The organism is Vibrio sp. V43_P6S15P86 (genome assembly GCF_009904725.1).
GTDB classification, from domain to species: Bacteria; Pseudomonadota; Gammaproteobacteria; order Enterobacterales; family Vibrionaceae; genus Vibrio; species Vibrio diabolicus.
Genome location: NZ_WXWT01000295.1, coordinates 1 through 14,830, shown reverse-complemented (window position 1 = coordinate 14,830; position 14,830 = coordinate 1). Strand labels below are relative to the sequence as shown.

At 43.6% G+C, this 14,830-nt stretch carries 12 protein-coding genes; 10 read left to right on the top strand and 2 right to left on the bottom strand.

Annotation, left to right across the window (positions count from 1 at the left end):
• Nucleotides 1-59 precede the first annotated feature (59 nt).
• The gene (locus CAG69_RS13145; protein WP_161444575.1) at nt 60-830 is read left to right on the top strand and encodes a TerC family protein; all 771 of its coding nucleotides are present in this window, start codon (nt 60-62) and stop codon (nt 828-830) included.
• A gap of 160 nt (nt 831-990) precedes the next feature.
• On the top strand, nt 991-1,593 hold the full coding sequence (locus CAG69_RS13140) for a 2OG-Fe(II) oxygenase (protein ID WP_161444574.1): 603 nt from the start codon (nt 991-993) through the stop codon (nt 1,591-1,593).
• Nucleotides 1,594-1,654: 61 nt separating this feature from the next.
• Here CAG69_RS13140 and CAG69_RS13135 read toward each other — a convergent pair whose 3' ends face one another.
• Complete coding sequence (locus CAG69_RS13135; RefSeq protein ID WP_161444572.1) at nt 1,655-2,920, bottom strand: HD domain-containing phosphohydrolase; 1,266 nt, start codon at nt 2,918-2,920, stop codon at nt 1,655-1,657.
• A gap of 624 nt (nt 2,921-3,544) precedes the next feature.
• Here CAG69_RS13135 and CAG69_RS13130 point away from each other — a divergent pair.
• From CAG69_RS13130 to CAG69_RS13095, 8 genes are all read left to right on the top strand, one after another.
• On the top strand, nt 3,545-4,738 hold the full coding sequence (locus CAG69_RS13130) for an iron-containing alcohol dehydrogenase (RefSeq protein WP_161444570.1): 1,194 nt from the start codon (nt 3,545-3,547) through the stop codon (nt 4,736-4,738).
• A 161-nt stretch (nt 4,739-4,899) separates the two neighbouring features.
• Entirely contained in the window at nt 4,900-6,105 is a 1,206-nt protein-coding gene (locus tag CAG69_RS13125; RefSeq protein ID WP_006741572.1) for an aromatic amino acid transport family protein, read from the top strand.
• A gap of 274 nt (nt 6,106-6,379) precedes the next feature.
• The gene (locus CAG69_RS13120) at nt 6,380-7,504 is read left to right on the top strand and encodes an HD-GYP domain-containing protein (RefSeq protein WP_161444568.1); all 1,125 of its coding nucleotides are present in this window, start codon (nt 6,380-6,382) and stop codon (nt 7,502-7,504) included.
• 87 nt (nt 7,505-7,591) lie between these two features.
• Nucleotides 7,592-7,810 (top strand): hypothetical protein, encoded by a 219-nt coding sequence (locus CAG69_RS13115; RefSeq protein ID WP_005377723.1) that lies wholly within the window; start codon nt 7,592-7,594, stop codon nt 7,808-7,810.
• Nucleotides 7,811-8,128: 318 nt separating this feature from the next.
• On the top strand, nt 8,129-8,893 hold the full coding sequence (locus CAG69_RS13110) for an ABC transporter ATP-binding protein (RefSeq protein ID WP_005394180.1): 765 nt from the start codon (nt 8,129-8,131) through the stop codon (nt 8,891-8,893).
• A gap of 10 nt (nt 8,894-8,903) precedes the next feature.
• A complete protein-coding gene (locus CAG69_RS13105; protein WP_161444566.1) occupies nt 8,904-9,788 on the top strand; it encodes an ABC transporter substrate-binding protein in 885 nt (294 codons plus the stop codon).
• A complete protein-coding gene (gene fhuB, locus CAG69_RS13100) occupies nt 9,785-11,761 on the top strand; it encodes a Fe(3+)-hydroxamate ABC transporter permease FhuB (protein WP_161444564.1) in 1,977 nt (658 codons plus the stop codon). The genes CAG69_RS13105 and fhuB overlap by 4 nt, the downstream gene beginning before the upstream one ends.
• 207 nt (nt 11,762-11,968) lie before the next feature.
• Complete coding sequence (locus CAG69_RS13095; protein ID WP_161444562.1) at nt 11,969-14,191, top strand: TonB-dependent siderophore receptor; 2,223 nt, start codon at nt 11,969-11,971, stop codon at nt 14,189-14,191.
• A 41-nt stretch (nt 14,192-14,232) separates the two neighbouring features.
• On the opposite strand, the gene CAG69_RS13090 is transcribed toward CAG69_RS13095, so the two are convergent.
• The gene (locus CAG69_RS13090; RefSeq protein ID WP_005394187.1) at nt 14,233-14,781 is read right to left on the bottom strand and encodes an MSHA operon transcriptional regulator; all 549 of its coding nucleotides are present in this window, start codon (nt 14,779-14,781) and stop codon (nt 14,233-14,235) included.
• Nucleotides 14,782-14,830 lie beyond the last annotated feature (49 nt).

Here is a 14,830-nt window from a genome sequence, read left to right as displayed (position 1 = left end):
GACCCCTTTAGTCGACAGAACCCTTCACCGTATGTCTTCCCATCACTGGAGGCGTACTCATGTTAGAACTTTTCATGCAACCAGAGGCTTGGGCGATTTTTGCCACTTTGTTTGCGCTTGAAGTTGTCTTAGGCGTTGATAACGTCGTTTTTATCTCCGTCCTATGTGAAAGATTGCCACATCACCAACGTAAACTGGCAAGAAACCTTGGCATCGGCCTTGCCGTTATTGCTCGTATTGCATTGGTTTTTTCCATCTCTTGGATTATGCAGTTGACTCAACCACTGTTTTCTATCGTAAACCAGGCGTTTACCGGAAGAGACGTGATCATGATCGCGGGTGGTGCATTCTTATTGGCAAAAAGCCTGAAAGAGTTGTGGAGCTGGCTAAATCACAATGAATCTGGCCACTCGACTCATGCTCGTACTGGATTAGCGGTAGTGCTGCTGCAGATTGTTGCAGTGGATGCGGTATTCTCAATGGACTCGGTGATAACCGCCGTCGGTTTGACAAGTGATGTCCCGCTTATGGTCGCGTCGATTGTCTCGTCTGCAATCGTGATGGTAATGACTGCTGAAAAAATCAATAATCTGGTGACGCGCTACCCCGGCTTTAAAACGTTGGCATTGCTGTTCCTCGTTTTATTGGGTGGCTTATTGATGGCAGAAGGCTTCGCAATTCATATCAATAAAGGTTATGTGTACTTTGCGATGGCATTTGGTTTGATTCTGGAACTTTGTCATATCCAGCTAAAAAACAAACAGCGTCCTAGCATTAAGCGTCTTCGTCCGTTGCGAATTCGAGCAACGAGATTAGAAGCTCGTCAATAACAAACGACATTGCCGCTCACATGAGCGGCATTTTTGTATCTTGTATCGTCTATTTTAATTCTCGTTTTGCTTAGTTGTCGTCTCGATAAAAAATCGCATTTGTTGTTGTGTCGCAGATTTTTTATATAGAGCGCCCAACTAACACGAGTGAACGAAAATAATGAATAAAATGATCGATGCGTTAGCAACCAATGGCTACTACATCTGGGATGACTTTCTTTCTGAACAAGAGGTGGCTCAACTGCGAGATTACATTCCAAGCAATTGGAAAAAAGCACGTATTGGTCGTAACGATGATGTTACTCGTATTGAATCTATTCGTAGTGACAAGATTCAATGGTTATCGCCAAATATGGGGCATGCTGTTACTTCTTACTTGGATAAAATGGAAGAGATCCGCCAAGAAGTGAACCGTCACTTGTTTCTTGGACTTTTTGAGTACGAAGCTCATTTTGCCAAGTACGAGAAAGGGGACTTCTACCAAAAACATTTAGATTGCTTCAAAGGTAACGAAAACCGTCGATTGACGACCGTTTTTTATATGAACGAATCCTGGACGGAAGAAGACGCGGGTGAATTAGTAGTATACGATTTGAATGACAATAAAATTGCAACCATTCCCCCACGCTCAGGGCGTTTGTTCGTATTCTTATCAGAGCAGTTCCCACATGAGGTGTTACCAACCAATGCCGAGCGTTTTAGTATCGCTGGTTGGTTCAGAATCAATGGTGTGCGAGATAATTTACTTGATATTGCTAGGTAGCTGTTTGTCGGCCTAGTCTTATCATCCTAAAAAAGGGGGCGTGTGTTCGCCCCTGTTTTGATTAAACGTCGGTTGAGAGTTCGTAACACTCTGTCATGTTTCGTTCTAATACCGCATAAACGTTAGAGCAAAGCTCCTCTTTGGCTATTTGCTCACCCATAATGTCGGCGATCTGTGTTTGAGTCATTCGTCCTCGATAGGGGCGATCTTGAGACAGGGCTTGGAAGACATCCGCGACAGCAATGATACGCGATGGAACATCGAGCTCGTCGCCTGTTTTGTGATAGGGATAGCCCGACCCGTCTAAACGTTCATGATGATTGGAAGCCCATTCCGCTATTTTCGCGTTAGGAAAGACCTTGTGCAATGCGAGCTGAGTATCAATGGTATGGCGTTTAATGCGTGTGTACTCTTGTTTGTTTAGAGAGCCTTCTTTGTGAAGGATTTCATCTGGTGTTTTTAACTTTCCAATATCATGCACCAGCCCTGCAATATATAACATTTCTTGGTCGTGCTCGTTTAGCCCAAGCTTAATTGCTAGATAACGAGATAATTCCGCTACTTTTTGTGAATGTTGATAAGTGAACGGGCTCTTTGCATCGACAATTTGAGCGATAAACATTCCCAAACTGTTCATATCTTGGATGGTTAATTGTTTTTGAAGCCAATCAATGCTTTTAAAATTTAGGCCTATGGTTTCAATATTTTCCGACTCCATCGCGAACCAAAACGCGTCGGTCATGACGAGTTTAACCATTGCTTCGGCCATGATTGGATTAAACAAGGTTCCAACGTTTGCCATGATGCACTCAGCAATCAATTCTTCATGAAGCGTGACAATGTCACAGTGGCAGTTCATGACGTATTTTGAGCGCATAAAATCAAGGCGGTCCGATAAGTAGAGCAGGGCGGCCACCTCTTTTTCAAAAGGCGGTAAATCGAGCTCTTTTAGTTCGCTCCAATGTGTATGGTGGTAAAGAACTGGTGTCGCAAATTGGCGCAACAAACGACATTGCTTGAGGCTTCGGTACCCTCTTAAGCAGTGTGTTTTCACGTCTTGTGGCACCAGCTCTCCAAGTAACATTTTATGTTCTTGTGTTTCGGAGACTCCACAGTCGTGGATCATACCTGCGAAGTAACAAAACTCCGCTTTTTCTGGCTCCCAACCCATGACGCGAGCACATTGGTAAGCGATATAAGCGACACGATGGCTGTGGTGAGTATCGTCAACACCGACATAATCGAGTGCTCGAGCAACCCAGATAAGTGCTTGTTTTAGATCGACTTCAAAGCTCGTGTCCGTATGGGAATGGCAAGAATGATTCATGGTTTATACCGACATTGCTAATTAGCCCACGCGAAACCCAAATCAGAAGATGATAGGAAAATTGGGTACGACAGCGAATAGACCCCAAAAAGGTGGGCGTTTAGACGTAGTTTTAATTATGGGGCGGATAATAATCCTAGTTGCATAACAATATCACCTGAAGCTCATGATTAAGAGTCAGTTATTTGAACTAAGTATTAGTTTTGAAAGATTATTGTTGCTTTTATTGACTTATTTGAAAACGACAATAAATCATGATGTAACGCATTCTTATTTGTATTTTTATAAGTGATGTTCGGATTAGATTACTGATATACCGTACCGTTATGTGATTAAGCAGAATCCATATTTTTGAGTTTGTATGAATGATAAAGCATCTTGAATAACCACTTTATGATCGGCGAAGCCGAAGAGGGGGGAGTCATTAAGGTAACGCTAATGGCAAATCATAAAAAATAATTTTCTCTACAGCTCACGTGGTGTGGGGAGATCAAGATAACGGTATTGCTCCCTCAGCAGCATTTATGTGTTGATGAAATGACTTAATTAAAAATGTGTGATTGCAAAGTAAGCATAGGTGATAAAAGTAGCTAGAATGATAGCTCTAAATGAAAAGGATTTCGTATGTTGAAGCATCGCTTATATCGGACTTACACCGCAGGGCTAAAAATAGCAGCTCTTATCCTTCCTATGCCGAGACCAACCTTGTTTTCCAGCCCCGGTTCGATGAATGAGCTATTAGAATCGATGACCGAACTGGGATTTAAACGCGTCTTATTAGTTACCGATGAAGGGTTAGTCCAAGTCGGTATTGTCGATAAGGTGCTCGAAGCGGCAGCACAACTCGATTTGCAGTTAGATGTTTTCTCGAAAGTGCAGCCCGATCCTACCTATGATCAGGTAGAAAGCGGTCTAGAGGCTTACCATCGTTTTCATTGTGAGGGCATATTAGCTTTGGGTGGTGGCTCGGCAATGGACTGCGCAAAGGTCATTGCTGCGAAAGTTACCAATAAACGGCCAATAAAAAAGTTAGCTGGACTATTGAAAGTATGGCGAATGCCAGCGCCTCTGTTTGCTATTCCAACGACCGCAGGAACAGGAAGTGAGGTCACCATCGCCGCGGTCGTATCAGATCCCTCCTCACACATTAAAACCCCTTTGATGGATCCAAAGTTGGTGCCACTAATGGCAGCTTTAGATGCGAACTTAATGATTGGTTTACCTCCTAAGATCACGGCTGATACTGGCGTTGATGCATTAACTCACGCTATTGAGGCGTATGTGTCGAGAAATGCTACTCAAGAAACTAGGGCTTACTCTGTTGCCGCCATTAAGTTAATTTTTAAGCATCTTCCTCGGGTCGTAGCGCAAGGGGATGATGTTGAAGCTCGACATAAAATGGCCATGGCATCCTACTACGCAGGTTTAGCATTTACGAAAGCGAGTTTGGGTTATGTTCATGCGTTTGCTCACACATTCGGTGCGAAATATGGAATACCTCATGGCATGGCAAACGGATTAGCCTTGTTACCTGTGCTTCGCTTTTCATTATCAGAGATAGAGCCTCAACTAAGAAAACTCGATGCGTTGACGGCCGAAGGGCAGTCAGGTGAGGCGAGTGCTCAACACTTTTTGACGCATGTGGAGTCTTTGTTTGCAAGCATTGATATTAAGCAGACAAGTGCACTCATTCAGCGCGAAGATGCTGATGCGCTTGTAGATTTAATTCTGAAAGAGGCGCACTGGAATTATCCTGTCCCTAAGTTCATGAGCAGGGAAGAATGTACTCAGCTATTGTTGGATATTAGTGGTGTGTAAGCTTTTATTTACACTTGTGGTTTTTTATCCTTACACTTTGCTTGATCTTCTGCTGAAGATCCTACAATATCGACGGTATTACAAATATGGTGTTGGTTTCGGTACGCCGTTGCCCGATCTAATACCGATAATTCCTAATGAAGTGTAAAGATAAATATACAATGAGTCGTTCTAAAGTATTCGGTAGTACTCTAATTATCGCGGGAACTACAATAGGTGCTGGCATGCTAGCCCTTCCACTTGCCTCTGCTGGCATTGGTTTTTCAACTTCAATCATCATCATGCTCAGTTTATGGGCTCTGATGGCTTTCACTGCCTTACTCATGCTAGAGCTTCATCAGCATGCAGAAAGTAGCGCAACTCTTCATACTTTAGCGAAACAGATCCTGGGCCAAAAAGGCAAGTGGGTGGCAAGTTTTGCGATGCTGTTTCTTTTCTACTCATTGTGTGCAGCATACATCGCTGGCGGTGGTGCTCAGTTCGGAGATCGCCTCGCACAATGGTTTGACCTTGATATTTCAGGGTCTACATCAACGATAATCTTTACCTTGATTGTGACTTTAGTTGTGACAGTTGGTACAGGTACGGTCGATAAAGTTAACCGCGTGTTGTTCGCGATGAAACTTGTTGCGATGGTTGCTGTGCTTTCTTTTCTTGCTCCAAACGTTACGGAATCTTACTTATTGAGTATGCCGATTGAGCAAGGTCTTATTGTAGCGGCGATTCCTGTTATCTTTACTTCGTTTGGTTTCCACGGAAGCATTCCGGCAATTGTGAATTACTTAGATGGCGATACTTCTTCTTTGCGCAAAGCCGTTATTATTGGCTCGACGATCCCGCTCGTGATTTACATCTTTTGGCAGATCGTGACATTGGGTGTGGTTAGCCAAAGTACGCTTATTGAAAACGGTGGGTTGAGCGCGCTTATTGGTCAACTATCGCAGACGGTGCACCAATCAAACTTAGGCAACATTGTCGGTGTATTTGCTGATTTGGCACTGTTAACGTCATTTCTTGGTGTGAGTTTGGGTCTATTCGAATTTTTGGGTGATACCATCAAAGGGAGCAACGATAAGCCTAATCGCTTGGTTGCGGCACTCGTGACGTTTACCCCACCGCTGGGCTTCGCACTTTTTTACCCTCAAGGCTTTATTATGGCTTTGGGCTATGCAGCGATTGCCTTAGCGATTTTAGCCATCTTTTTACCTCTGGTTATGGTGATCAAGGTTCGTAAATCGGATGATTTTACAGGAGAGTACCGAGTAGCTGGTGGCCAAGGCGCATTAGTGATAACGGGTATCGCTGGCACAGGTATCGTATTAGCTCAGCTGTTAATTACGCTGGGTGTGCTTCCTGCTCTGGGCTAGTTGTTTAGAACGTTCTCTGAATAACCTCTAGTTACTGAATCCATCGTAATCAATCAGTATTGTTAAGCCAACGAGTTTCGCTCGTTGGCTTTTTTAATCTGGATCAAATTACCGTAAGATATTCGGTGAAAGAATTGGTAGAAATGTGCTTTTATTTCGTACACTTAAGTTGTGGTATATCGATAATTTAAGTGGAGAAAACCGCTCAAAATACCATTGAATTTACAACACAATGAGCTTCTCTTGTTTCTCTGCTTGGGTGTGGAGGTGAAGTATGGCGCACCGGAGTTTTTACCCGTTTGCAAAACCGCTTAATGAGCAACTGCAAACGCTAAAGGGCAGGATGCAGGCGCACTTGCCGTGTATTGATAGGGTGTCATTTGCTAAATATCACCCAGACCAAGATGTGCTCAAATCATTTGCAGAAAGTGAGTTCGACACTTGGTGTTTAGCCCACCATGAGTCAGCATTCCGTAAACTCCACCACCTCAATATTGCCTCCAAAAACGCGATTCCTCGCATCGTCGAAGACCTTCACGATATTAATCACTGTCCTCGGGTTCAAACCCTACTCAAACACGGATACCAGTCGTCGGTTGCGATTCCTTGTTACGACAATAGAGCATTTACAGGCTTTGTGTTCTTAAATTCCACTCAGCCCAATGCATTTAGCTTAGAAGCGTTGAATAGTCTTAAACCTTATTTCGAAATGATTCAATTTTCGGTTGAATCAGAAGACCACGTCGTTAGCGCGATAGAAACGTTGGCGAACCGAATGCAATGTATGATGCCAGGCTACTCCCCTGAGTTTTACGCGCATACCAAAAGAATGAAGTATTACAGCCAAGTCATCGCAACGCAGTTAGCGGATCGTTATCACCTGAATGATGAAATGGTCGAAGATATTGGTATTTTTGCTCAATTCCATGCGCTCAGTGATATTCAGCTGCCAGTTGAAATTGCTAGTCGCCGAACAAATTATACTCAAGAACAAGAGGCGATATTGATTCAACATATTGAGCGTTGCATCGACTCTGCCGATGACATAGTGGCTCGTATCGGAAATCCGGTTCACCCGAGTGTGACTTTGTTTTTGCAGATGGTTACGTATCAATACGAAAACTTAAATGGTACTGGTTATCCGTATGGTTTAACCAGTGACGATATACCAATCGCCGCGCAAATTACGGCTGTCGCGAATGCCTTTGATTTTATGACGACGCACCATCCGTACAGACAAGCGTGGTCCATCCCATACGCATTGTTAGAACTTGAAAAATGGGTATATCAGGGATGGTTATCTCGAGAATGTGTTAATGCTCTGCGAGAGCATCAAGGTTATATAAAGCAAATCATCCACAAATATCCGGAGCACTATACAGGCTTGGGGTTAATGTGAAGAGCAGTAACGAAGTTGAAATGTTGACGAGGAGGAATATTTAAACAATACTGTTTTTATATACAGTAATAAGTTTGGAGGTGAAGTATGTTGTGGGAAACCCTTGAAAGAGTAAACCGCTTACGCCAACAAGCACTTGCAAATCCTGAGTTTGTTGAGTCAGCAAAAGAGCACGAACAAGCACTTCAGGAGCAAGAATACCATTATCAAACGAAGAAAAAGCGTTCAGCCAAAGACAAACAAGGTAAAAAGTCGCTGGCCGATATCTATAAAGAAGTAGAGTTTGGCGCTGACGCTCGTCATTAATTTATTCACTGCGGCATTTCTTCATGCGCCGCAGTATTCATTCAAATTTATGCGAGGGCAGTGGTAGACCGCTGCTCTCGTTGACCTGCCGACAATCCACTAATGAAGTCATCCGCAACAAATAATCATTAACGCTTAGTAATTCTCTCAATGATCTTGTTGATGTAATGATAATGACAACGGTTTGCATTTGTATCTTTGTTGTTATATAAAACCTCCCTTATTAATCGTTCTGTTGAATAAGAACGGCAAACGTGATGAACGAATGAAAGCGATTGATTAGCTTTCATTTGTGAATGGCTATTAGGTGAAGTAGGGATGTTGGAAGCTAAAGCACTCCAGTTTGAGATTGAAGGCAAGTCATTGCTAAAAGCGTTTGATGTGACATTTGAACCTGGGAAAACATACGCTCTTGTTGGGCACAATGGTTCAGGAAAATCCACATTGTTAAAGTTGCTGGCACAGCAACAGCCATACACCGCTGGTGACGTGGTTCTGCATGGAACGAGCATTAACGATCTCTCAGCGAAAAAATTCGCCCAACACATTGCCTACTTGCCTCAGCATCTTCCGGTGACCGACAGTATTTTAGGTCGAGATTTAGTCGGTTTTGGTCGTTACCCATGGCATGGTTTACTTGGTCGTTTGAGCAAGAAAGATCATGACATTGTTGAAGAATCAATGGCGATGACAGGAACACTAAAATACGCAGATCGCTTAGTTGATACGCTATCTGGAGGGGAGCGCCAACGAGTGTGGCTAGCCATGCTATTAGCGCAAAAAACCGAGTATTTGCTTCTTGATGAGCCTTTGTCTGCGTTAGATATTAGCCATCAAGTCGATATGTTGAAGCTCATCTCTAAACTCAGTAAAGAATTGGGCTTGGGCGTTATTATCGTACTGCACGATATCAACTTAGCGGCGCGCTTTTGCGATCATATCGTTGCATTGCATCAAGGTGATTTGATTGCACAAGGCAATGTTGAACAGGTGTTTACTGAACCTAAGCTAAGGGACATATACGGGATAGAGATGAAGATCTCTGACCACCCTGCGGGTTATCCGGTGGCGATGCCAAGCTAGAGGTTGAATAATGAGCAGTACAAACACTCGACTTAAGCATTTCTCTTTCGCTCTCTCACTTAGTGCGCTTTTGGTCAGTTCCTTTCAAGCAGTAGCTGAGGCGTCACCTCGGGTGATGTCGGTTGATTGGACACAAACTGAAACGATGTTGGCGTTAGGGGTCGTGCCCGTAGGCGTCGCTCAAGGGCAAGATTACGATGCTTGGGTAAAATCGCCACCGTTACCACCTCAAACTAAGGATGTAGGGTTAAGAACTCAACCCAATATAGAGCGTATTTACGAGCTCAGACCTGACCGTATTTTTATTGCCCCGTATTTCTCCTCAATGAAGCATCGCTTAGTCGATATTGCCCCCGTTACCACGATTGACTTATATGAAAGCGGGATTACAGATTGGTCGGTACTTACTCGTTTCACTCGGAGGTTTGGTGAAGAGCTAGGAAGAGAAGCGGAAGCTGAGGCACTTATACAAAAATATGAAGAACGTTTCTCTTTATTAAAACAGCGCATAAACAAAGACCAGCCGCCGCTTTTAATGGTTCAGTTTATGGATACGAAGCACGTTCGTGTTTTTGGTCAGAATAGTCTTTACTCTCAGGCTATCGAAAAGATTGGGCTGAGTAATGCGTGGAACGAAGAGACAAATAGCTGGGGCTTCAGCTTAGTCGGCATCGATAAGTTAGCAGGTATAAGAGCCCAAATTGTTATCGTTGAGCCATTGCCTCACGGTGGCGAAAAGCAGCTCTCTCAAGATCCGTTTTGGCAATACGTTGTTCAACAGTCTGGTGAGAAAGTCATGCAAGTCGCACCTGTTTGGAGTTTTGGTTCTATGCCTTCAGCGCTTCGGTTCGCGGAGTTAGTTACGGCGAGTAAGATCGAGGAGTTAGAACAATGAAAGCCATGCCTTTAAGCCTTGTGGTGTTACTTTCGGCATTTACCTTTTCTATTGGTGCTTTCCAATTGTATCAAGCAAGTTCATTCTCACTGGCTCTTAGCAGTTTATGGAAACCTAACTTTCAATCTATCTATTCCGTCTTACTTCACTTTAGCTGGTGGCCTCGAGTCTTCACCACGATTATTTCTGGCGCCGGATTAGCGGTTGCTGGGGTATTAATGCAACAAGTTCTGCGCAATCCTCTTGCTTCGCCAACAACATTAGGTGTGGCGAGCGGTTCAAGTTTTGCTTTGATGTTAGCTACGCTATTTGCCCCTTGGATGTTGGATATAGCACCTAATTTGGTTGCTCTCATCGGCGGTGTGACATCGATGGGGTTGGTGATGCTGTTGTCATGGCGACGAGCGTTATCTCCAACGGTTGTCGTCGTTTCTGGGTTAGTGATAAACCTGTACTTTGCATCATTAAGTACGGTTATTCTGATGATGAATACCGAAAAGCTGAATGGATTAATGATATGGGGAGCGGGCTCGCTTGTTCAGAGCGGATGGGGTGATTTCTCGTATCTTGCACCTCGAATCGCACTTGCTACGGTTATCGCATTTGTGTTTGCAAAGCCGTTAAGTCTGCTAGAACTCTCCGAGCAAGGTGCCAAGAGTTTAGGTGTCTCGCTAGCCAAACTGCGCTTTGTCTGTCTTGGGCTTGCGGTGTTAATCACTTCTTGGGTCGTTTCTGCAGTAGGAATCATCGGTTTCATCGGATTAGCAGCGCCAGCGATTACTCGATTGATAGGTATCAATAAAATCCAGCATAAGCTTTGGGTATCGATGCTGATTGGTGCCATGTTATTGACTTTAACCGATTTGGTTATTCAGCAACTGCCAGGGCTAATGGCGAGTTTTATACCAACGGGAGCAGCAACCGCTGCACTGGGCGCTCCGCTACTGTTATGGCTGCTACCTCGCTTATCACAAAAGACGCAGGGTCATACTCAAACGGTGTTAACTCGACATCGTCAACATGTTTACAAGCTAAATCCTAAAGCGATCTCATTGGCGTTGATCGGCACATTAATTTCCGTTGTTCTTTTTGCCACGGTTGCTGTGCAAAATGAAGGGTGGACAAACTTGTTTGCTAGCCAAAATTGGATTTTTTTGGAATGGCGCGCACCTAGATTATTTGCAGCAGCAATTGCGGGGGCAATGTTAGCGATTGCTGGCACCATGATTCAACGCCTAAGTGGAAACCCAATGGCCAGTCCAGAAGTGATCGGCATCAGTTCAGGGACAGCGATGGGATTGATCATCGCGATGTTTACTGGGTTAGGTTCGTCAATTTTCACTCTTTCTTTAGGCGGGCTTGTAGGTGCATTAGCGACGGTATTGGTCATTGTGCTGCTAAACCGTAAATCAGGTTTTCAGCCGGAGCGCATTTTGTTGACTGGTATTGCTATTACCGCACTGATGAATGCAATACAGAGCTTTATTCTAGCCACTGGTGACCCAAGAAGTTATCAAGCATTGGCTTGGTTGTCTGGGTCTACCTACTATGTTTCGGTTGAAACGTTACTCCCATTGTCTTTATCTGCGCTTGTTTTTATAGGGTTGAGTTTTCTCTGCGTAAGATGGCTAGATATTCTTCCTGTTGGCGCCGCTTCCTCTAAAGCACTTGGGATTCGCGTTGATCGTTCACGCTCGATACTGCTGCTTTTAGTTGCTTGTCTCACGGTCAGTGCGACATTGGTTGTTGGTCCTATTAGCTTTGTTGGGTTACTGGCTCCGCATTTAGCTCGCTTATTTGGCTTTAACAAAGCGTCACAACACATGTTATGCGCCGCGATATTGGGTTCCGGCGTGATGTTGTTGGCCGATTGGTTGGGACGACAAGTTCTTTACCCGCAAGAAGTACCAACAGGGCTTATGGCGTCTCTCATTGGCGGTTTGTATCTGATGTGGGGATTACGTCGTTTGTAGATACGAGCTACGCCTCAACCAAGAAAGTAATTATACAAACAAGCACTCGCAGTGGCATTGGTAACCTATGCCACTGCGAGTGTCTTATGCAAAACCTCTGGTTTGTCTTTTATGGAAACAACTGGCGATGCCGTAACTCGCTTTTCTTTCAGCGATCGCTGAAGTCATGAAGGGTTGGTTTGGCTGCCGACAAAAAAGGAGAATAATATGACTCGGCAGTTTATGCGGACACCAACGTCAATGGCGGTTGTATTAGCGTTATCAACGCCAAATGTCTTGGCTCAGGAAGATGAAAATATAGTTGTGATTGGACAGCAGCAAGACAGTGCAGTTGGTCCTGATTTTAGTTATCTTGGAGCGAAGAGTCGGGCAGCGACGAAAACTGATATTGCCATCAATGAGACTCCAAGAGCGGTGTCTGTTGTTACGCGAGAGCAAATGGATGATCGTGCCTCTATTAGCATTTCTGACGCGCTACAGTACACACCAAGCATTCAAACTAACTATTTTGGCGAAGATAACAAGCAAGATTGGTTTATTATTCGTGGTTTTAAACAGGCGAACAGCGGGTTGTATCAAGATGGTACCCGTTTATATTCTTCTGGCTTCTATAGTTGGCAAATAGATCCGTTTGCGTTAGAGAGGGTTGAAGTTTTACGTGGTGCAGCGTCTGTTCTTTATGGGCAAAACCCTCCAGGTGGGGTTATCAATGTTGTCAGTAAGAGACCTCAATTTGATGGTGGGTCAGGACTTGTATCTTTGGAGTACGGTTCTGAAGACCGTAAACAACTTTCTCTTGACGTAAACTCTGAGGTGAGTGAGCAGTTAGCTTTCCGCTTTCAAGGGTTAGCGAGAAAAAATGGGACGAGAATTAGTGGTGTAGAAGCAGAGCGCATTCTTCTCTCTCCATCGATGACGTACAAATTTAATGAGACGTCTGAAATTACCTTTCTAACGAGCTATCAAAAAGACGACTCAGATCCTTATCTGCAATTTTTGCCAGTTGAAGGAACGTTAACGCAAAACAAAAATGGAAAGATCAGTGATAGTTTAGCGATAGGCAACCCTAACTGGGAGACGTTTGAGCGTGAGCAGGTGTCTTTAGGCTATGAGTTTTCTCATGCGTTTAATGATATCACTTCATTTGTTCAAGCAGCTCGTTACAGTGAAATGGATGTTAAGTTGAGACAAATGTATTCGTACGTTTACTCGGCTGATGTGCCTGGGTTGGGGGCGATTTTAGATCCATCAAATGAACGCAAGACCGTACTTCGGGGCGCTTCAACAGAAGATGGATCATCCGATGCTTTTAATATTGATAATCGTTTGATGCACCAAGTAAATTGGGGAAGCGTTGAGCATAACTTGATGTTGGGTTTAGATTTTCAAATGATCAGTATCGATGGTAAGGACTTTGCTAATGATCCTATCGTTGCTGATGGTAATGCGCTCTTAAACACACCAATGGGAGCTTTGCCTGACCCTAGATTTAATGTATTTAATCCCACTTATTCGGATAATATAACGTTACTCGATCCGAATACGCTACAGCCATTGAGCGAAACCGATAAGCAAAGAACGAAAGTTGAGAACCGACAGCTCGGAGTCTATTTTCAAGATCATATGCTGATTAACGATAAATGGACAATGTTATTGGGTGCGCGTTACGACGATACAAGTAACGAAGTACATAATGTTACCACGGGTGCTCGCACGAAAGTCGACAACGGAGAGTGGACGTTTAGCGTGGGAACGGCTTATATTTCTGATTCTGGCTTCACACCATACTTTAGTTACTCTCAGTACTTTGATCCAATTATTCAAGAAGATAGCAATGGTAAGCCAGCGAAGCCGGAAAGCGGTGATCAATTTGAAATCGGTATGAAGTACCAACCGGATTCATTCGATGGCTATTTCAATATCGCAACGTATCGGGCAACAAAAGAAAATTTGGCTCGTATCTACTTGAGTGAATTGACGCAAATAGGAAAAATAGAAAATAACGGCGTTGAGTTTGAGGCTGTAGCCAATGTGACACCTTCTTTAACATTAATCGGAAACATAGCCTATGTTGATGCAGAGATAAAAGAAGACGTCAATAAGACATGGGTTGGCAAAACACCTTCTCAAGTCGCGAATACCGTATCATCAGCTTGGGCACATTATCGTTTCTTTGATGGACCTCTTGATGGCTTTTCGGTTGGCTTAGGTGCGCGCTATACAGGTGAGTCATACGGAGATAATGAAGAGAGACTAAAAGTACCAAGTTATTTCTTAATGGATGCGACGGTCAGCTATCGTATTGGAGATTACAAGCTACAAGTCGCAGCTAAAAATATCACTGATAAAGAGTACATAGCGACATGTGATGGTTTTTGTTGGTATGGTGATCGACAAAATGTTATTGCAAGTTTAACTTACGATTGGTGATTTAACGGATAAATAAACACCCCTAGTGTAGGGGTGTTTATTTAGAAATCTGCTTTGCGGACAAAATGTGGGTTTTTGTACTTTTTCTGCGGACCAAACGATGATACGACGAGCTTGTTCCATAACGTTTTGTCAAACTCACCCTTTGGAATCGAAGGGTAGAGGGTTTCCTCTTCTTCTCTTGCAAAGTTCATGTACTGTTTCTTCTTAATTTGATTGTACTTTTTGGCGATCTGGTTATGTTTTCTTACCCACTCCAGTTTGTAATTGTGGAGCACTTTTTCACCTTCTTCCGCACTCATTCGAGATAGGAATAATCGCTTGTACGAGACCTTTCTGTCCAACATTGTGCGCATGACGGTTTGGATATATTTACCGTGGTGCGTGACAGTAATATCTTTTTCGTCAATAGGAGTGACGCACCAGCCTTTAGGTAAAAAGTCTGGCTTCTTAAATTGCTTATTACGCTCCATTAGCGCCTGATGTAAAACTAAATCAGAGGTGCCGCGGAACGTTTTTTGCCATTTACCGATACGAATTTGAATCGAACCAGGCAAGCGATAGATGTTAGTAAACTTATCTTTGTCCATGGACTTGTGTCATGAGATTAATATGCATTATTAGAAAGTGAAAAACAGT

What these genes read in the sequence shown, in the direction of transcription:
- CAG69_RS13105 (WP_161444566.1), top strand. Translation starts at nt 8,904, where the DNA reads ATGAGCAGTACAAACACTCGACTTAAGCATTTCTCTTTCGCTCTCTCA.
- fhuB (WP_161444564.1), top strand. Translation starts at nt 9,785, where the DNA reads ATGAAAGCCATGCCTTTAAGCCTTGTGGTGTTACTTTCGGCATTTACC.
- CAG69_RS13110 (WP_005394180.1), top strand. Translation starts at nt 8,129, where the DNA reads ATGTTGGAAGCTAAAGCACTCCAGTTTGAGATTGAAGGCAAGTCATTG.
- CAG69_RS13125 (WP_006741572.1), top strand. Translation starts at nt 4,900, where the DNA reads ATGAGTCGTTCTAAAGTATTCGGTAGTACTCTAATTATCGCGGGAACT.
- CAG69_RS13140 (WP_161444574.1), top strand. Translation starts at nt 991, where the DNA reads ATGAATAAAATGATCGATGCGTTAGCAACCAATGGCTACTACATCTGG.
- CAG69_RS13120 (WP_161444568.1), top strand. Translation starts at nt 6,380, where the DNA reads ATGGCGCACCGGAGTTTTTACCCGTTTGCAAAACCGCTTAATGAGCAA.
- CAG69_RS13095 (WP_161444562.1), top strand. Translation starts at nt 11,969, where the DNA reads ATGACTCGGCAGTTTATGCGGACACCAACGTCAATGGCGGTTGTATTA.
- CAG69_RS13130 (WP_161444570.1), top strand. Translation starts at nt 3,545, where the DNA reads ATGTTGAAGCATCGCTTATATCGGACTTACACCGCAGGGCTAAAAATA.
- CAG69_RS13145 (WP_161444575.1), top strand. Translation starts at nt 60, where the DNA reads ATGTTAGAACTTTTCATGCAACCAGAGGCTTGGGCGATTTTTGCCACT.
- CAG69_RS13135 (WP_161444572.1), bottom strand. Translation starts at nt 2,920, where the DNA reads ATGAATCATTCTTGCCATTCCCATACGGACACGAGCTTTGAAGTCGAT.
- CAG69_RS13090 (WP_005394187.1), bottom strand. Translation starts at nt 14,781, where the DNA reads ATGGACAAAGATAAGTTTACTAACATCTATCGCTTGCCTGGTTCGATT.
- CAG69_RS13115 (WP_005377723.1), top strand. Translation starts at nt 7,592, where the DNA reads ATGTTGTGGGAAACCCTTGAAAGAGTAAACCGCTTACGCCAACAAGCA.